This window comes from Nocardiopsis sp. SBT366 (assembly GCF_001083815.1).
Taxonomy (GTDB): Bacteria; Actinomycetota; Actinomycetes; order Streptosporangiales; family Streptosporangiaceae; genus Nocardiopsis; species Nocardiopsis prasina.
Window position 1 is genome coordinate 16,689 of sequence record NZ_LAVM01000061.1, and the last position, 17,854, is coordinate 34,542.

At 72.4% G+C, this 17,854-nt stretch carries 14 protein-coding genes and 1 tRNA gene; 11 read left to right on the plus strand and 4 right to left on the minus strand.

All coding sequences use genetic code 11. The features are described 5' to 3' along the window. Positions 1-155: 155 nt before the first annotated feature. From ADX84_RS18185 to ADX84_RS18195, 3 genes are all read right to left on the minus strand, one after another. Positions 156-818: an NAD(P)-binding oxidoreductase gene (locus ADX84_RS18185; protein ID WP_049576300.1), complete on the minus strand. Its 663-nt coding sequence runs from the start codon at positions 816-818 to the stop codon at positions 156-158. A gap of 108 nt (positions 819-926) precedes the next feature. Further along, on the minus strand, positions 927-1,985 hold the full coding sequence (locus ADX84_RS18190) for a 2-oxoacid:ferredoxin oxidoreductase subunit beta (RefSeq protein WP_049576305.1): 1,059 nt from the start codon (positions 1,983-1,985) through the stop codon (positions 927-929). Next, complete coding sequence (locus tag ADX84_RS18195; RefSeq protein WP_049576309.1) at positions 1,978-3,828, minus strand: 2-oxoacid:acceptor oxidoreductase subunit alpha; 1,851 nt, start codon at positions 3,826-3,828, stop codon at positions 1,978-1,980. The genes ADX84_RS18190 and ADX84_RS18195 overlap by 8 nt, the downstream gene beginning before the upstream one ends. A gap of 494 nt (positions 3,829-4,322) precedes the next feature. On the opposite strand from ADX84_RS18195, the gene ADX84_RS18200 reads away from it, so the two are divergent. Continuing rightward, positions 4,323-5,183: a M48 family metalloprotease gene (locus tag ADX84_RS18200; protein WP_049576313.1), complete on the plus strand. Its 861-nt coding sequence runs from the start codon at positions 4,323-4,325 to the stop codon at positions 5,181-5,183. A 59-nt stretch (positions 5,184-5,242) separates the two neighbouring features. On the opposite strand, the gene ADX84_RS18205 is transcribed toward ADX84_RS18200, so the two are convergent. After that, on the minus strand, positions 5,243-5,740 hold the full coding sequence (locus ADX84_RS18205) for a YajQ family cyclic di-GMP-binding protein (RefSeq protein WP_049576317.1): 498 nt from the start codon (positions 5,738-5,740) through the stop codon (positions 5,243-5,245). Between the two features lie 222 nt (positions 5,741-5,962). On the opposite strand from ADX84_RS18205, the gene ADX84_RS18210 reads away from it, so the two are divergent. From ADX84_RS18210 to ADX84_RS18255, 10 genes are all read left to right on the plus strand, one after another. Further along, positions 5,963-6,044 (plus strand) — tRNA-Tyr (locus ADX84_RS18210). A gap of 422 nt (positions 6,045-6,466) precedes the next feature. Continuing rightward, positions 6,467-6,712, plus strand: a complete 246-nt coding sequence (locus tag ADX84_RS18215) for a hypothetical protein (protein ID WP_017543038.1) — start codon at positions 6,467-6,469, stop codon at positions 6,710-6,712. 56 nt (positions 6,713-6,768) lie between these two features. Beyond that, on the plus strand, positions 6,769-7,017 hold the full coding sequence (locus tag ADX84_RS18220; protein ID WP_017543037.1) for a hypothetical protein: 249 nt from the start codon (positions 6,769-6,771) through the stop codon (positions 7,015-7,017). A gap of 12 nt (positions 7,018-7,029) precedes the next feature. Continuing rightward, positions 7,030-7,284 (plus strand): hypothetical protein, encoded by a 255-nt coding sequence (locus ADX84_RS18225; protein WP_017543036.1) that lies wholly within the window; start codon positions 7,030-7,032, stop codon positions 7,282-7,284. An 11-nt stretch (positions 7,285-7,295) separates the two neighbouring features. Beyond that, positions 7,296-7,604: a hypothetical protein gene (locus ADX84_RS18230; RefSeq protein WP_049576321.1), complete on the plus strand. Its 309-nt coding sequence runs from the start codon at positions 7,296-7,298 to the stop codon at positions 7,602-7,604. 139 nt (positions 7,605-7,743) lie between these two features. Next, a complete protein-coding gene (locus tag ADX84_RS18235; RefSeq protein WP_082206588.1) occupies positions 7,744-8,289 on the plus strand; it encodes a hypothetical protein in 546 nt (181 codons plus the stop codon). 175 nt (positions 8,290-8,464) lie between these two features. Next, positions 8,465-9,337: a DUF2397 family protein gene (locus tag ADX84_RS18240; RefSeq protein WP_049576331.1), complete on the plus strand. Its 873-nt coding sequence runs from the start codon at positions 8,465-8,467 to the stop codon at positions 9,335-9,337. After that, a complete protein-coding gene (locus tag ADX84_RS18245) occupies positions 9,337-10,713 on the plus strand; it encodes a TIGR02678 family protein (protein WP_049576334.1) in 1,377 nt (458 codons plus the stop codon). Before ADX84_RS18240 ends, ADX84_RS18245 begins: the two co-directional genes overlap by 1 nt. Beyond that, positions 10,667-15,361 carry an SbcC/MukB-like Walker B domain-containing protein gene (locus tag ADX84_RS18250; protein ID WP_049576338.1) on the plus strand — a complete coding sequence of 1,565 codons (4,695 nt, stop codon included), beginning with the start codon at positions 10,667-10,669 and terminating at the stop codon, positions 15,359-15,361. The genes ADX84_RS18245 and ADX84_RS18250 overlap by 47 nt, the downstream gene beginning before the upstream one ends. A gap of 228 nt (positions 15,362-15,589) precedes the next feature. Beyond that, positions 15,590-17,695 carry an AAA family ATPase gene (locus ADX84_RS18255; RefSeq protein ID WP_199776636.1) on the plus strand — a complete coding sequence of 702 codons (2,106 nt, stop codon included), beginning with the start codon at positions 15,590-15,592 and terminating at the stop codon, positions 17,693-17,695. The last annotated feature ends 159 nt before the right edge of the window (positions 17,696-17,854 follow it).

The following is a 17,854-nucleotide window of genomic DNA, read 5'->3' on the forward strand; positions in this document are numbered from 1 at the left end:
CCGTGACGGAATCCGCCGGGCTCCGCTTCCATCATGCCTTCTATGAGGGCATCTGGCCACAGAGAGCCGGAACCGCCGCCGACGACGGGAACCGCCGAGGTGCAGCGGAAACCGACGGCTCCGGGCCCCGGTCGACGGGGCCCGGAGCGGCGCGGCTAACCGGCGACGGCGCGGACCGCCTCGACGACCGGCGTGCGACCGTTCACCAGGTTGAGGACCCTCTTGGCGGTCCCCGGTTCGTCCAGGAGGGCCACGATCACGGCGGCCACGTCGTCGCGGGTCACGGAGTCGCGCTCCACGGCCTCGCCCAGGTCCACCTGACCTGTTCCGGCCTCGTCGGTCAGCCGACCCGGACGCAGGATGGTCCAGTCCAGGTCGAGGTCGTGTTCACGCAGGTCGTCGTCGGCCGCCTTCTTGGCAGCCACGTACGCGGCCCAGACCTCGTCGGTGCCCTCCGGGACCGGCTCGTCCACGTTGATCGCGGAGACCTGCACCAGACGGCGCACCCCCGCAAGAGCCGCGGCGTTCGCGGTCAGCGAGGCCGCCTTGTGGTCCACCGTGGACTTGCGGTCGGCGCCGCTGCCCGGTCCGGCGCCGGCGGCGAACACCACGCCGTCGGCGTCCATGATCTTCTCGGCCAGCTCGGTGACGCTGGCTTCCTCCAGGTCGACGAGGACCGGCTCGGCCCCGGCGTCGACGATGTCCTGGGTGTGGTCGGGGTTGCGGATGAGGGCCACGGGCTGGTCACCGCGGGCGGCCAGAAGCCTGGCCAGCCGCAGTGCGATCTTCCCGTGTCCACCGGCGATGACGATACGCATGGGGGAAGCGTATTGCCTGGGCCACGGGCACACCGGGAGGAGACCCCGGGCGGCGGCGGTGAACTTCCCGACGCCGCCCGGGGGGAATACGTCCCCGCCCGGACGGGATCAGTCCACCGTCCAGGTGTCCCCGCTGGCCAGCAGTGCGCCGAGCTCGCCGTCGCCGTGCTCGGCCCGCGCGTCCTCCACCTGCTCGTTGAGCAGCTCGTCGTAGACCGGTCGCCGCACGTCCCGGAACACCCCGACCGGCACGTGCTCGAAGGCGGGCTGGTCCAGTCTGGACAGCGCGAACGCGTACCCCGGGTCCGGGCGGTGCGCGTCGTGCCGGATCAGCCGGTCCTCTCCGACCGAGTCCACGTCCACGACCTTCAGGCCGCCGAACCCGTCCGCGACCACGCCGCGGTCCGGTCCCAGCCGCAGCGGCTCACCGTGCTCCATGCGCAGCAGCCGCAGGTCCCGGGCGGCCGGGTCCTTCAGCGGCTCGAAGGCGTCGTCGTTGAAGATCGGGCAGTTCTGGTAGATCTCCACGAACGACGCACCGGGGTGGTCCGCCGCCGCGCGCAGCACCGAGGTCAGGTGCTTGCGGTCGGAGTCGACGGTCCGGGCGACGAAGCTCGCCTCGGCGCCCAGTGCCAGTGACACCGGGTTGAACGGCTGGTCCAGCGATCCCACCGGCGAGGACTTCGTGATCTTCCCGGCCTCGGAGGTGGGGGAGTACTGGCCCTTGGTCAGGCCGTAGATGCGGTTGTTGAACAGCAGGATGTTGATGTTCACGTTGCGGCGCAGCGCGTGGATCAGGTGGTTGCCGCCGATGGACAGCCCGTCGCCGTCACCCGTGACCACCCACACCGACAGGTCCGGGCGGCTGGCCGCCAGCCCCGTCGCGATCGCCGGGGCGCGCCCGTGGATCGAGTGCACCCCGTAGGTGCTCAGGTAGTACGGGAAGCGCGAGGAGCAGCCGATCCCGGAGACCATCACGATGTTCTCGCGGGGTACGCCCAGCTGCGGCAGGAACGACTGGAAGGCGGCGAGGACCGCGTAGTCGCCGCACCCCGGACACCAGCGCACCTCCTGGTCGGACTTGAAGTCCTTCATCCGGTACTCGGTGTCGGTCCTGGGCACCAGCCGCAGCCCGGCCGGGGGCGTCCCGTTCGTGTTCTCAGTCACGGTCGATGACCTCCCGCAGCACGTCCGCGAGCTCCTCCGCCTTGAAGGGCAGCCCGCGGACCTTGTTGTAACCGATGACGTCCACCAGGAACCGGCCGCGCAGCAGCAGCGACAGCTGGCCCAGGTTGATCTCCGGGACCACGACCCGGTCGTAGCTGCGCAGCACGTCGCCGAGGTTGGCCGGGAAGGGGTTGAGGTGGCGCAGGTGAGCCTGCGCGACCCGGCCCCCCGAACGCCGGATCCGGCGCACGGCGGCGGTGATCGACCCGTAGGTGCCGCCCCAGCCCAGCACGAGCACGTTCGCGTCGCCCGTGGGGTCGGAGACCTCCAGCTCCGGGATGTCCCGGGCGATGGCGTCCACCTTCGCCTGGCGGGTGCGGACCATGAGGTCGTGGTTGTCGGGCGTGTACGAGATGTCGCCGGTCCGGGCGTGCTTCTCGATCCCGCCGATCCGGTGTTCCAGACCCGCCGTGCCCGGCACCGCCCACGGGCGGGCCAGCGTCTCCTCGTCGCGCAGGTACGGCAGGAACTCGCCGTCCGGCCCGTTGGGCCGCGTGGCGAAGTCCGGCTCGATCACCGGCAGTTCCGACACCTCGGGCAGGCGCCAGGGCTCCGACCCGTTGGCCAGGTAGCCGTCGGAGAGCATCACCACCGGGGTCCGGTACCGCACCGCCAGGCGGACCGCCTCCAGCGCCGCGTCGAAGCAGTCGGCGGGGGAGGAGGGCGCCACCACCGGCACGGGGGACTCCCCGTTGCGGCCGTACAGCGCCATGAGCAGGTCGGTCTGCTCGGTCTTGGTGGGCATGCCGGTGCTGGGGCCGGCCCGCTGCACGTCCACGACCACCAGCGGGAGCTCGGTCATCACGGCCAGCCCCACGGCCTCCTGCTTCAGCACCATGCCGGGGCCGGAGGTGGTCGTGACCCCGAGCGAGCCACCGAACGACGCGCCGATCGCCGCGCCGACCCCCGCGATCTCGTCCTCCGCCTGGAACGTGCGCACGCCGAACCGCTTGTGCCGGGAGAGCTCGTGCAGGATGTCGGAGGCGGGGGTGATCGGGTACGACCCCAGGAACAGGGGCAGACCGGACCGGCGCGACCCGGCGATCAGCCCGTAGGCGGTGGCCAGGTTCCCCGTGATGTTGCGGTAGGTGCCCGGGGGGAGCTTCGCTGGCTTGACCTCGTAGGAGACCGCGAAGTCCTCCGTCGTCTCCCCGAAGTTCCACCCGGCCTGGAACGCCGTGAGGTTGGCGGCGAGGATGTCCGGCTTGCTGGCGAACTTCGACTTCAGGAACGAGGTCGTGCCCTCCGTCGGGCGGTTGTACATCCACGACAGCAGCCCCAGCGCGAACATGTTCTTCGCGCGCTGGGCGTCCTTTTTGGACAGCCCGGACCCCTCCAGGGCGGCCACTGTCATCGAGGTGAGGCCCACGGCGCTCACATGGAACCCGTCCAGGCTCCCGTCCGTGAGGGGGTCGACCGCGTAGCCGACCTTGGCCAGGCTGCGCTTGGTGAACTCGTCGGTGTTGACGATGACGGTCGCGCCCCGGGGCAGGTCCCCGAGGTTGGCCTTCAACGCGGCGGGGTTCATCGCCACCAGCACGTCCGGGGCGTCGCCCGGCGTCATGATGTCGTGGTCGGCGAAGTGGAGCTGGAAGCTGGACACCCCGGGGAGGGTCCCGGCGGGGGCGCGGATCTCGGCGGGGAAGTTCGGCAGGGTCGAGAGGTCGTTGCCGAACGACGCTGTCTCCTGGGTGAAACGGTCACCGGTCAACTGCATCCCGTCGCCGGAGTCCCCGGCGAACCGGATGATGACCCGGTCGAGCTGCTCGATCTGTTTGGCCACTGAGATCGAAGACCTCCTTGGTCAGCCGCCGGTCGTGACGGGCGGCGGCGCTGTGGTGTCTACCCCCGGCCGAACCTCACCGTCACGGGTCGGGTGCCTGGATCGGGGGCAGGAGGACGGCGTGGCCCCCACACGCCCTGGGTGCGCCAACCCCGGGTGGTGTTTCGGCGGTCTCGGACCGCGGCCGGGCCGACCTCGGCTTCCCGCCTCGGACGGCACGGCCCCCCGCTCACCTCGAAGGGGACGCCCGCCCCGGTGGAGCGCCGTCCCGTCCCCGTGGTGTTCGGAGTGACAAGGGCCACGTTCGCACTATAGGTCGTCGTCCCGACCCTGGGGCGGGGCGGGTGGCCATTGTCACAACCCCTCCGAATCCGGGCTGGAAGGGGGATGTGACCGACAGCTGGTCACATGGGGAACGCAGAACGCGGACCCGCACGTTTGTCACCATGTACGCATCCACAGCCGGGCAGCGGCGAACAGCGGAAGGAGGGCGCGTGCACGTCAACGCGATCCGCGCGGTGGGCCTGTTCGTCGGCGTCTCGGTGCTCGCCGTCGTGGTCGGCTGGCTGTGCGGAGCGGAGAAGGGGATCCAGGTCTCGGTGGCGCTGGTGGCCTGCGCGGGGATCCTGGTCTACCTCTTCGGCAACTCCCTCGCTCTCCGCGCGATGCGGGCCCGCCCGGTCAGCGAGATCGAGCACCCCGAGCTCTACCGGTTGGTGCGGGAACTGGCGACGGCCGCCCGGCAGCCGATGCCCCGCCTCTACCTCTCCCCGGTGCGCTCGCCCAACGCCTTCGCCACCGGCAGCAGCCCCCGACGCGCCGCCCTGTGCTGCACCACGGGCCTGCTGCGCGCCCTCAACGAACGCGAACTGCGCGGCGTGCTCGCCCACGAACTGGCGCACATCCGCGCGCACGACACCCTGATCAGCTCTGTGGCGGCCACCCTCACCGCGCTCATCACCGCCCTGACCGCGGTCTCGTTCCTCATCCCGCTGGGGGACTCCGAGGAGACGGACCTGCCCAACCTGCTGGGCGGCCTGATGATGGTGTTCCTGGCCCCGCTGGCGGCGATGGTCGTCTACTTCGGGGTGGGCCGGGCCCGGGAGTTCCGGGCCGACGAGCGGGCGGCGGAGATCACCGGCGACCCCCTGGGGCTGGCCGACGCGCTGACCAAGCTGGAGTCCGGGAACCGCGCCTACCCGCTGCCTAAGGAGCGCGCCCTGCTGGCCGCCTCGCACCTGATGACCACCAACCCCTTCCCCGGAGGGGTGGGCCGCCTGTTCGCCGCGCACCCGCCGGTGGAGGAGCGGGTGCGCCGTCTCCGCGAGCTGCGGCGCAAGTGGGACATGCGCTGAGGTCCACGCGACGAACGGCCGCCCTCCCCTGTCGGGGCGGGCGGCCGTTCGTCGGATGCCTAGCGGTAGTTCACGAACTGGAGCGCCAGGTCGAAGTCCTTGTCCTTGATGAGGTTCATGACGTTCTGGAGGTCGTCCTTCTTCTTGGAGCTCACCCGCAGCTCCTCGCCCTGGATCTGGGCCTTGACGCCCTTGGGGCCCTCGTCCCGGATGAGCTTGGAGATCTTCTTGGCGTCCTCGGAGGAGATGCCCTCCTTGAGGCTGATCGGCAGGCGGTACTCCTTGCCGGAGGGCTTGGCCTCCTCGGCCGAGTCCAGGATCTTCAGGGAGAGCTTGCGCTTGACCAGCTTCTCCTTGAAGACGTCCAGGGCGGCCAGGGCGCGCTCCTCGGAGCCGCTCCTGATCTCGATGCCGTCCTCGCCCTGCCAGGCGATGGTGGTCCCCGTGCCCTTGAAGTCGAACCTCTGGGACAGTTCCTTGCCCGCCTGGTTCAGCGCGTTGTCGACCTCCTGACGGTCGAGCTTGGACACCACGTCGAAACTGGATTCGGCGGCCACGTACTCTCACACCCCGCTACGTCTCATGGGTCACGGTGCGCCGTGGGGCGCCCGTGTGCGTCTCGTCCGGCCCGGACCGGGCCGGTTCAGAGCTTAGCCGCGCCGCGCCCGCCCCCGCCTGACGAGTCCGGCGGGGACGCGCTCGGGAATCGATTTCAGGTTCGGGCCCATCATCCGCTATTGTCGTTCCTGCGCGGCGACGCCAAGCGTCGCAGCAGCCCAGGCGGGTTGCCCGAGCGGCCAATGGGAGCGGACTGTAAATCCGTCGGCTTAGCCTTCGAAGGTTCGAATCCTTCACCCGCCACAGGGAGTACCGAAGCCCCCGGCACCGACAGGTGCCGGGGGCTTCGTCGTGTCCGGGGCCGACCCCGAGGCGGACCGGGGTGGTCTCTACGTGCCAGTCACGCGGCGTGTTCGCGTGTTCACGGGTGGTCAGATGATTCGGGCGGTTGCGAGATGGTCACGCTCAGAGTTCGCTTCGGTCACTCTGTGTGATCTTTGATCGTTTCGGCGGGGTCGAGTCGCGCCGATAAATCACCGCATCATCCCTTTTGTTTTCAAGGGCAAAAGGAATTCAGCCTGGCAATCTGGACAATTGACTGGCGGAGTTTCGGCGTTGACAAAAATCGGGGGCCGGATGATGATTGCATCAGTCCACCGCGACACAGGTGCAAAAGCGCCTGCGTCTTTTTCTGTCAATGCCTCGCTTGAATTCTCGGGGGAAACATGATCAAGAAGCTGACCGCTGCTGGCCTGGTCGCTGGTGCCGCGATGGGCGCGCTCCTCATGGGCGCTCCCGCTCACGCCTCGCACGGTGGTGACCAGCAGTTCAACCAGAACCTGCAGCTCGTCCCGATCCAGTCCTGCAACCTGACGGGCAGCGTTGGCCTGGTTGCCGTCACCGTGCCGATCCTGTCGCCGCAGACCACGGGCGACTGCGTGAACGGCCCCATCGGCACCAACATCAGCTAGTTCCGGCAATCGGTTCGACCGAGACCATATCTCAAACTTCTCCGAAGGGTAATTCAATGCTGCGTAAGCTCGGCATTGCCGGCCTCGTCGCTGGTGCTGCTTTCTCCGCCGTCCTGGCCGCCACCCCGGCCTCCGCTGGCTCGCACGGTGGCGACCAGCAGTACAACCAGAACCTCCAGCTGGTTCCGGTTCAGCTGTGCAACACCAGCGCCGCCGTCGGCCTGGTCGGCGTCAACGTGCCGATCCTGTCGCCGCAGACCACCGGCGACTGCGTCAACGGCCCGATCAGCACCAACATCGACTAGGAGAACCCCACAATGCGTAAGTTCACCGCTGCCACCGCCATCGCCGGTGTCGCTCTCGGCGCCATCCTCGCGGCCGCTCCCGTGTCCGCCTCCCACGGTTCCCACGGTGGCGACCAGCAGTACAACCAGAACCTCCAGGCCATCCCGGTCCAGCTGTGCAACACCGAGCTGGCTGTCGGTCTCCTGGCTGGCGTCAACGTGCCGATCCTGTCGCCGCAGACCACGGGCGACTGCGTCAACGGCCCGATCAGCACCAACATCGACTAGGGGAACCGCACATGCTGCGCAGGTTCACCGCCGCCACGGCGATCGCCGGTGTCGCGCTCGGCGCGATGCTCGCGGCCGCCCCGGCCTCCGCCTCGCACGGTGGCGACCAGCAGTTCAATCAGAACCTCCAGTTGGTTCCGATTCAGCTGTGCAACACCGAGCTGGCTGTCGGCCTGGTCGGCGCCAACGTGCCGATCCTGTCGCCGCAGACCGCTGGCGACTGCATCAACGGCCCGGCGAGCACCAACATCAGTCACGACAGTGCTGACAAGGGTGACCACGACCGTGCCGAAGAGGGCGACCACGGCTACGGCTACTGACCACCTGAGCGTGGTCGACGGAGCCCCAGGGCTCCGGTGACGGAACTGAGCGGGTTCGAGGCCCCCCGGCGTGTGCCGGGGGGCCTCGCCGCTTCCCGCGACGAGGATGGTCGCGATCCCATCGAACCTAGGAGGCCGGTTGAAGCCCACACTCTTGGCCCGCGCCCTGCTGTTCGGGACCGCCCTGGTTCTGACGGTCCCGGCCTGCGGCCAGTCGGAGGAACCCGAGGACGACCGCCCCACCGCGCAGGACGACCCCACCGCGCAGGACGACGCCCCCGGAACGGGTGGCTCCCCGGAGTCCGGGGACGGTCCGGCCGCCGAGGGGGAGGTCCAGGTCCTCAACCTGCACGGCGACGAGGAGGGCTTCGACGACCAGCGTCCGCAGACCTACGTCGCCACGGGGTCCACGACCTTCTCCGACATGGAGTGGGACGAGTGGGACCACACCCGCGCACGCGGTGAGGGCGAGATCCTGGGCACCTGGTGCATGGACCGGGGCTGCCAGGACGACCCCTACGACGTCGAGCTGGAACTCGGCGACCCCGTGGAGGTGGACGGGATCTGGTACTTCTCCACCTACACGATCACCGAGTACGACGACGACATGCCACAGGCGCAGCGGGACGCGCTGGACGAGGCCGACGGCGGGCGGCTCACCCTTCCCGGCTCCGCTGAGGACTAGGCACCCGGGCGGAGCGAACGTGAGCTTCGACTCCGCCCCCGCTTCCCCGAATCCTCCCAAAGTCGAGAAAACTCTCGAACTCGCTGGTCAGATCGGGCGCGAGGTGGTGTTTACCGGGGTCCGGGGTGGCCGAACCGGGCGTGGCGAGCTCCGGAGGTCTCTAGTCTGCTGAGTTGTGGGACTCAACCAGTGGGCGGACGACCGCGCGGACGAAGGACAGGGCACCGGTGACCGACCGGTGCCACGGCACGGCCGCGCCGCACTGCTGCGCCTGGCCACCTGGTTCGAGGGCGCCGAACCGGATCGCGCCGAGGCGCTGGCCACGGCGGCCTTCGCCCTGCACCCCGCGTGTCACCTGGAGGGGCGGGTCGACGACACCGTCGCGGCCACCACCAGTTGGTGGCACGCCGAAGCCGACCGCAGCACCGTCACCGAACACCCCGGAACCCGCCCTCCGGAGCCCGTGCGCGACCACCGCGCCCAGCAGGCCCGCCTGCGCGACGCGGCCGAGTCCTCCGCGCACTGGCGCCGTGCCGGTGCGGAACAGATCCGCTCCCTGCTCACCGAGCCCACCGCGGACCGCGCCCGGCTGGACCTGTCCGGTGCCGGCATGGAGGTCCTCATGGAGCTCCTCACGGCCGCGCTCGGCTCCGGCGACGCCTCCCGCCGCCCCACCTCCGCCGGGGATCTGGAGTTCGGACTGCGCCTGCACGTCCACGCCTCGCCCGGGGCGGAACTCACCATCCGCGGCGAGGGCGGCGACCTGACGCTGGAGGGCCTGAGCCTGTGCGTCACCTCCTACGAACAGCACGCCGTGATCCCGCCGCTCGGGGAACGCCCGCACGCCCCTGCTGAGGTGCCCGCGCCCGGCGCCGATCCCGAACCCCGTGCCGACGCCGATCCCGAACCCCCGGCCGACGTCGACCCGGAACCCCCGGACACCGACCCCGGGCCCCACGCCGCCGACGACCCCTCGGACCCCGACGTCGAGACCACCGGACCCATCGCCATCGTCACGGACACGCCCCGGACCGGAAGGTGGGAGTGATGGAGACCAGCGCGCACACCGAGGACGCCGCCCTCATCGGTGAGCGGCAGGCCGCCGCCCGCGCCCTCATGGCCCGGCCCCTGCTCACCCGGCGTACCCACCCGGCCGAGTTCTCCCTCGTGCGCTCCCACGCCGAGTGGCTCGTCCAGCGTTTCCAGAGGGTCCTCGGCTACCGCCTGACCGTGGCCGACGAACACGCCCGCCTGGTCAAGCGGGGGCTCGTCGACGAGGTCGTCCGCCCCGCCGAACGCGCCACGGGAGCCCGTTTCACCCCGCGAACCCATACCTACCTGGCGCTGGCGCTCGCGGTCCTGGTCGAACAGACCGGACCCACCACCGCGCGGTCCCTCACCGCGGGGGTCCGCGCCGCCGCCCGAGAGGCCGGGATCGACGCCGACCCCGGCCGCGGCCTCGGCGAACGCCGCGCCTTCTGCGCGGCCCTGCACCACCTGGTCGGCTTCGGAGCGCTCACCGAGACCGCCGGAACCGTGCGCGCCCACCAGGCGGACCCCGCAGTCGACGTCGAACTCACCCCGGACACCGGCGCCCTGCGCGCGGTCACCGCCCACCTGCCCCGGGCGGGGGACGACCCGGACTCCTTCCTCGCCGACGCGGCGGATCCGGACCCGGAGGGTGACCAGGCGGGCGAGATCGCCCTGCGCCGTCTGCTCGCCGAGACCGCCGTGGTCTACCGCGAACACCTGCCCGACCGCCAGCGCGACCGCCTCGCAGCCCACCAGTGGCGGGCCGCCGCCGCCCTGGGCAACCTCCTCGGCTGCGACACCGAGATCCGCGCCGAGGGTGTGGCGCTCGTCATGCCGGACGAGACCGACGCCGCCCAGCGCTTCCCCTCCGACGACCCGGTGGGCCGCACGGCCCTGGCCCTGGTCCGTCACCTCTCCGGCCGCCTGCACCCCGGCCGCCCCGCCACCTCCGTCGCCGTTCCCGACCTGGAACTACGTACCGCGCTGGACGCCCTCGGCGGCGCGGACGCCCCCGTCCGCGCCGAGTGGGCGCGCACCGCGGGACCCGAGATCCCCGATCCGGAACGGCTGTCCGCCCTCGTGCTGGAGCTCCTCGCCGCCCTCGGCCTGCTCACGGGAGGCCCCGGACAGTGGGCGCTCACCGCCGCGGCGGCCCGGTTCGGCGCCGACGTGGACGAGCGCGTCCCGATGATCCAGGACAATGACGAAGACAGCCGGACACCCCCCGCGCATGCGCGTGGTTCCGGTCAGGACGAACCCGATCCCCAGACCGACCCCCGAGACGACCTCGACCGGGTGACGTCCGTGCTGCAAGCGGTGGCGAACGAGAAGGTGAGCGCGACCAGTGGTGACACAGGAGACGATCCAGGCCCCCGGGACGGCTCCGGCTGATCCTGCCGACACCCCCCGTTACCGTCTGGAACGCGCGGGCATCAGGAACGTGTGGCAGTACGACGACCACGTCCTGGACTTCGCCGAGGGGCGGCTCCTGCTGCGCGGCCGCAACGGCGCGGGCAAGTCCAAGGCCCTGGAGATGTTGCTGCCGTTCCTGCTGGACGGAGACGTCCGGCGCCTGGACACCACCGGCACCAACCGCACCAGCCTGCGCTGGCTGATGGCCGACGACCCCCGCGCGGCGCGCGGACCGGTCGAGGAGGGCACCGGCCCCGACCTGCTCGGCGGCCCCGCCGAACCCGCGTCCGGGGCCGGGGGGACCGCGTCCCCTGACGGCTCCGACTCCTCCGGCGACGGCACCGACGCCAGCTCCGGGCCCGCCACCCGCCTGGGCTACCTGTGGGTCGAGTTCACCACCGCGCGAGGCGACCGGGGCCTGGACGCCGCCACCTCCTCGCGCGGTCCCGCCGCGCACTCCCCGGCCGGACCCACCACCGCCTCCGCGCTGCTCGCGGCCCTTGCCCCGCCCGCCGACCCCCTGGCGGACCCGGACGACGCCCCGGCCGCCGACCCCGAGTCCCAGGCGGACACCGGTGACGCTCACGCCCCCGGAGCGCCGCCCCGGCACATCACCCTCGGCGCGGCCGTCATGGCCGTCGGCGACGCCGACCCGCGCTGCGTGTTCTTCGTGACCGACCGCCGGGTGGGCCACGACCTCGACCTGGTCACCGACGGCCGCCCCAAGCCCGTGGACCGGCTGCGCTCGGAGATCGGCGCGGACAACTGCTTCACCAGCGCCGTCCCCTACCGCGCCCGCGTGATGCGCGACCTGTTCGGGATCGACGACTCGGTCCGCTACCGCAACCTGATCCACCTGCTCTACCGCCTGCGCCGCCCCACCATCGGGGACCGCCTGGAGGCCGGGGAGCTGGTCGGCGTGCTCTCCGAGGCCCTTCCGCCCATGGACGAGTCCGTCCTGGACGAGGTCGCCCGCAACATCGCCGACCTCGAACAGGCCCGGAGCGACAAGAACGGGCTCTCCGAGGCCGGGGCCGGGGTGGCCTCCTTCCTCACCGACTACCACGGCTACCTCCTGCACACCCTGCGCGCCCGCTCCTCGGAGGTCCGCGAACAGCTCGACGCCTGCACCCGCCGCACCGAGGAGACCGACCGCCTTCGCGCCGAGCTGGACGAGCTCATCACCGCGGAGAGCCAGATCGCCGAGGCACGCGACCAGGCCCGCCGCACCCGCGACACCGCAGACGCCGACGACGGCACCCTCGCCGCCGCCCAGAACGGCGCCGCCACCGCCACCACCAACGAGCGCCGCGCCTACGACGCGGCGGTCGGCGCCTACATCCGCGCGGCCGAGGCCGCCTGGGCCGCCGCCGAACACGCCGCGACCACCGAGACCCACGCGGTGGAGCGCCTCGGCGAGGACACCAGCACCATCGAGCGGGCCCTGGAGGTCCTGCGCCAGACCCACCTGGAGGCCGCGCGCGCGGCCACCGCGGCCGGGCTCGACACCCAGGCGCTCGGCCAGGTCCCCGACGCCCACACCTCGGTGCACGCCCCCCGGGAGAGCACCACCCGGGTCGACCTCCAGGGCCTCGAACAGGCCGTGGAGCGCGCCCCCGTCGAGGGCGTCGACCTCGCCGACCTGCGTGACCACCTCGGCCGCCTGCACGACCGCCTGACCACCTGCGCCGACGCCGCCGCCGACCGCACCGACCTCGCCGCCCGGCTGACCGGACTCACCACCGCCGAGGCCGCCGCCGACCGCCGCCTGGTCGCCCTGACCAGCGAGGCCGAGAGCGCCGAGGCCGTCCTGGAGCACACCCACACCCGCGAGCAGGAGGCCATCACCGCGCTGCGCGCGGAGAGCACCTCCTACGCCGACGGCGTGCGAGCCTGGGCCGCCCGGCTGCGCGACTCCAGCCACGCCCACGCCCTCGGCGAGGCCATCCACGAGCTGGAGGGCAGCGTCGAACTGCCCATCACCGACTCCCTGCGCGTGCTGGACCCCCAGGTCCCGGCCACGGTCGCCCGCCTCGCCCACACCGCCGTCGACCCCCTCCTCGAGGAGCTGCGCGCCCGACGCGACGTCGCCGTCAACGAGGAGGGCCAGCTCTCCGACGAACTCGCCGAACTCGCCGCCCGCCGCGCCCGCAACACCGAGAGCGCCCCTGAGCGACCCGCCTGGGCCACCTACCCGCGCCCGAACGGCGACGGTGTCCCCTTCCACCTGGCCGTGGACTTCGCGGACGGCCTCACCCAGCGGGAACAGGCCGGACTGGAGGCCGCCCTGGAGGCCAGCGGACTGCTCTCCGGGTGGATCCGCGCGGACGGCACCCTCTACGACCCCACCACGCGCGACCTCATGGTCACCCCGGCCCGCCCCGCCAAGGGCCGCACCCTCCTGGACGTGCTTGTCCCCGTCGCCTTCCCCGACCGGGGTATGAACACCGACAACCTCCGCGCCCTGCTCTCCTCCATCGCCCTGCACTCCGAGACCCCCGGCAGCGCCGAGGACACCGAGCCCAAACACCGCCGCGACAGCGCCGTGACCACGGTCAGCTCCATGTCGCTCTCCGGCGGCTGGCGGCTCGGCGTGGCCTCCGGAGCCCACTACAAGGGCGAACCGGAGTTCATCGGCGAGGCCGCACGCAAGCGCGCCCGCGACCGCCAGTCCGCCAACACCGACCGGCGCATGGCCATCGCCGAGGCCCTCCTCGCCGAGGCCGGGGAGCGCCGCTGGGCGGTCGAGCACTCCTACACCGAACTGCTCGGGGTCTCCCGCGACCTCCCCGAGGCGGCCCCGCTCATCCGCGCCTGGACCACCCTCGACGTCGCCCGGGCCGACGTGGCCGCGGCCCGCCGCGCCCACGACACCGCGCGTACGGCCGAGGAGTCCGCCCGGGCCGAACTCCTCGGCATCCGCACCCGACTGACCGAGGCGGCCCGCGACCAGTACCTGCCCACCGTCCGGGCCGAACTCGACAGCGCCCTGCGCGCCCTGGACCACCTGCGGGTCCTGATCGCCTCGGCCCTGCGCGACCTCGACGTCCTCGCCTGGGAGTTGGCCGACCACGAACGCCACGTCGCCGCGTGGTCCCGCACCCGGGCCGCACGCGTCCTCGCCGAGGACGCCCGCGCCGCCGCGATCGACGACATGATCACCGTGCGCCGCCAGTTCGAGCTCGGCGACCGCGCCAGGGGCGTGGCCTCGGAGCAGATCGACGCCGCCCGGGCCCAGGTCCAGGAACGCGCCAAGGAGGCAGCCGAACGCCTCCCCGAACTCGAACGCGACGCCCAGCGCGCCCGCGACGAACGCGTGAGCGCCGAGGCGCGCCTCGAGGTGGCCACCACCGAACGCGCCGAACAGGTCCGCCGCGCCCTGGCTGTGGGGGAGGCCCTGGTCTCCTCCGTCACCACCGTCGGCGACCCCGACAGCCGCTCCGTCACCGGTACCGAGGACACCGTCCCCGACTCCGTGCTGCTCCGCGCGGCCGGGCTCGAGGACTGCGCCGGGGACGACGCGCCGCTGGCCCGCTACCTCGCGGCGGTCATCGGTGACCCCGAGGCCGAGGCCGAGACCACCGGACCGGACGAGCGCCTGGCCCTCCTGGCCTCCTTCACCGCGCAGCTGGAGGACGGCCTGGCCGCCCAGGACGACGTCGCCGAGGTCGACGACAGCGCCATCCTCGGCAGCCGTGAGGAGTTGCACCGCCTCCTCACCTCGGTGGGCTGGGCCCAGACCCGCACCGAGCTCAGCGAGCCTCGCGGGGTGAAACGCCTCACGGTCCACGACGAGGACGGCGCACACGACGTCACCTCCTACGCCGAACGCGTCGCCGAGGCGGTGGTGAGGGCCGAGGAGACCGTGGCCGTCGCCGAGGAGGAGGCCTTCGAACGCCACCTGCTGGGCGAGCTCGCCGGGCACCTCTCCCGCCAGATCGACGAGGCCCGCGCCCTCATCGCGACCATGAACGACGTCCTCAAGGACGTCACCACGTCCGCGGGGCTCGGCGTGCGCCTGGACTGGAGCCTGGCGCCCGACGCCGGTGCCGACGTCGAGGCGGTCGTCCCGCTCCTGGCGACCCCCGCGAACGAGCGCACCCGGGTCCAGACGACCCGCCTGCGCGACGCCCTGCGCCGCTGCATCGAGGCCATCCGCCGCCTCGACCCCACCGCCACCGGTGGCGCCCAGTTGCGCGCCGCGCTCGACTACCGGTCCTGGTTCACCTTCACCGTCTTCGTCACCGACTCCGCCGGGGACGAGCGCCGCCTGGGCCACCGCACCGCCCTCAGCCAGGGCGAACAGCGCGTGGTCGCCTATCTCGTGCTGTTCGCCGCGGCCGCCGCCCAGTTCGACGCCCTGGCCGCCCGCGCACCGTGGGCGCCGCGCCTGATCCTGCTGGACGACGCCTTCGCCAAGGTCGACGAACCCACGCACGGACGCCTGCTCGGCCTGCTGGTCGAACTCGACCTCGACTTCGTGCTCACGTCCGAACGCGTCTGGGGCTGCTTCGCGAGCGTGCCGAGCCTCAACATCTACGAGTGCCTGCGGGACCCGAACGTCCCGGGGATCGCCACGCTGCACTTCACCTGGGACGGCAGCAGGCGGCGGCTCGTCGGTGTGTGATCCCTTGGTCCCGGCGGGCGCCGTCCTCGGCCGGGACCGGGTTCGGCGAACACCCGCACGCGCGCCCGCCGGCCGTGCCACAGTGGCCTGGGTCACCTCCGGTCCTCGGGAAACCCGAGGTCCGGCGTGGGTGGAACGGGTCTCGGGTGCTGACCGGCGCGCGTATCACCAGCGCGCTTCCTCCCGTCCTGTCCTACTCTGCTGGTGCAGGTTCGAGAACGGAGCGGGGTGGCGAAGGTGACTCGGGGACCCGAGGCGGACACACGCACAGGACGGGACGGCCACGCGGCCGCACCCCAGACCGAGGACCCCACCACCAAGGCACTCCTCGACGCCCTGGCGCGCTCGGGACTGTCCGAGGAGGTCCGTACCTGGGTCGGCGCCGCCCTGTGGGGTGAGGAGGCGCTTGAGGCGCTCCTCAGGGGCGAGCACATCCCGGGGATCGTCCCCGCGGTGTCCTCCGAGGCCCCGCCCGGACGGGTGCGACGGGCCTACCTGACCGGCATCCGCGTCCAGGGGTTCCGCGGCATCGGCCGCCCGGCCGACCTCACCTTCTCCCCGAGCCCCGGCCTCACCGTCATCGTCGGCCGCAACGGGTCCGGGAAGTCGAGCTTCGCGGAGGCCGCCGAGGCCGCCCTGACCGGACGCAACCCGCGCTGGGACGCCATGCCCACCGGTTGGCGCGACGGCTGGCGCAACCTCCACTACGACGAGCGCACCGAGGCGACGGTGGACATCCACATCGCCGGGGACCCCGGGCCCACCCGGATCAGCCGCCGCTGGACCGGGGAGAGCGTCCGCTCCGCTCGCGGCGAGGTCGTGCACCCCAACGGCGAGGTCTCCCCGCTGCGCACCCTCGACTGGGGCGAGAACCTCGTCCGCTACCGCCCCTTCCTGTCCTACGACGAACTCGGCCGCACGGTCACCGGCCGGGCGGCGGAACTGTACGACACCCTCACCGCCCTGCTCGGGCTGACCGGGCTCGCCGAGGCCGAGCGCCGCCTGGCCAAGGTCTGCGACGGCCTGGTCCGGCGTCGCGACCGCCCCTCCCGAGAGCTGCGGCCCCTCCTGGAGGTGCTGGGCGCCTCCAACGACCCCCGCGCCGTCCAGGCGGCGGGCGTGCTCTCAGCCCCCTCCATGGACCTGGAGACCCTGCGCCGGGTCGCCTCCGATGACGGTCCCAGCGACCCCGCCCGGCACGTGGTCCTGCGCCGACTGCGCCGCCTGGCCGTTCCCGAGCGCACGCTCATCGCCGACGTCGTCAACGAACTGCGCGGGGCCGCCATGGAACTCGCCATGGCGGCGGGCAGCAAGGGCGACCACGCGCACGGGGTGGTCCAACTCCTCGAACAGGCGCTGGAACACCACAAGCGCCACCCCACCGAGACCACCTGCCCCACCTGCGCGACCACCGGGGCGCTCGGCGCCGACTGGGTGCGTCGCGCCAACGCCCAGCTCCGGGCTCTCCGGCCCCAGGCCGCCACGGCCTCGGCCGCCTACGACCGCGCCTCCGCCGCGCGCGACCAGGCCCGGTTCCTGCTCTCCCCGGTGCCGACCTGGCTGCCGCCGGAGAGCGAGCTCGGCCAGGTGTGGGAGCTCTGGGAGTCCGGCTCCGACATCGAGGACCTCGGGGAGCTGGCCGAGCACATCGAGTCCGTGGGCCGCAGACTCCGCGCGGCGGCGGTCAGCGCCCGCCGGGACGCCTCCGAGCGGCTGGAGGACCCCACCAACGGATGGGCCGACCTCGCCGAGCGCCTCTCCGGCTGGCTGGACGACGCCCAGGACGCCGTGGCGGCGAGCGAGACCCTGGCGGTGGCGGAGACGGCCCTGAACTGGTTGGCCGAACACGCGCGCGGTGTGCGCGCGGAGCGGCTGGGGCCGGTCGCCTCCCAGGCCGAACAGGTCTGGTTCCGGCTGCGCCAGGAACGCCACATCGACCTCCAGGGCATGCGGCTGATCGGCCGGGGCGCCCGCAGGAGGGTCGAGGTGGACGTCTCCGTGGACGGCGTGGACGACCAGACCAGCGCGCCCGGGCTGCTCAGCCAGGGCGAGTTCCAGGCGCTGGCGCTGTCCATCTGCCTGCCTCGCGCGCTGGTGGACGGCAACCCCTTCGGCTTCCTCCTGCTGGACGACCCGGTCCAGGCGATGGACACCGAGACCGTTGAGGGGCTCGCGGCGGTCCTGGCCGAGGTGGGGCGGCACCGGCAGCTCATCGTGTTCACGCACGACACCCGGCTCTCCGACGCCCTGCGCAGGCTGGGGCTGCCCGCCGACATCCGCACGATCAACCGCGACGCGATGTCCAACGTCTGGCTGGCCGAGGGAAGCGCGTGAGGGCCGGTTCGCCCCGCGGCCCACGGGCCAGGGTGCACGGCGTCACACCGGGGCCCTTTCCCGGGTTCCTCGGGGTGCGGTGCGCAGGGCGCTTTCGAAGCACCCGGGCCCCTGTTGAACAGGGGTTCCCGTGTTCCCTCAGCAGTGCGGGGGAGGGGG

Excerpts from the sequence above, each read along its gene's own strand:
- ADX84_RS18185 (WP_049576300.1), bottom strand. The coding sequence starts at position 818 with ATGCGTATCGTCATCGCCGGTGGACACGGGAAGATCGCACTGCGGCTG.
- ADX84_RS18215 (WP_017543038.1), top strand. The coding sequence starts at position 6,467 with ATGATCAAGAAGCTGACCGCTGCTGGCCTGGTCGCTGGTGCCGCGATG.
- ADX84_RS18220 (WP_017543037.1), top strand. The coding sequence starts at position 6,769 with ATGCTGCGTAAGCTCGGCATTGCCGGCCTCGTCGCTGGTGCTGCTTTC.
- ADX84_RS18225 (WP_017543036.1), top strand. The coding sequence starts at position 7,030 with ATGCGTAAGTTCACCGCTGCCACCGCCATCGCCGGTGTCGCTCTCGGC.
- ADX84_RS18230 (WP_049576321.1), top strand. The coding sequence starts at position 7,296 with ATGCTGCGCAGGTTCACCGCCGCCACGGCGATCGCCGGTGTCGCGCTC.
- ADX84_RS18245 (WP_049576334.1), top strand. The coding sequence starts at position 9,337 with ATGGAGACCAGCGCGCACACCGAGGACGCCGCCCTCATCGGTGAGCGG.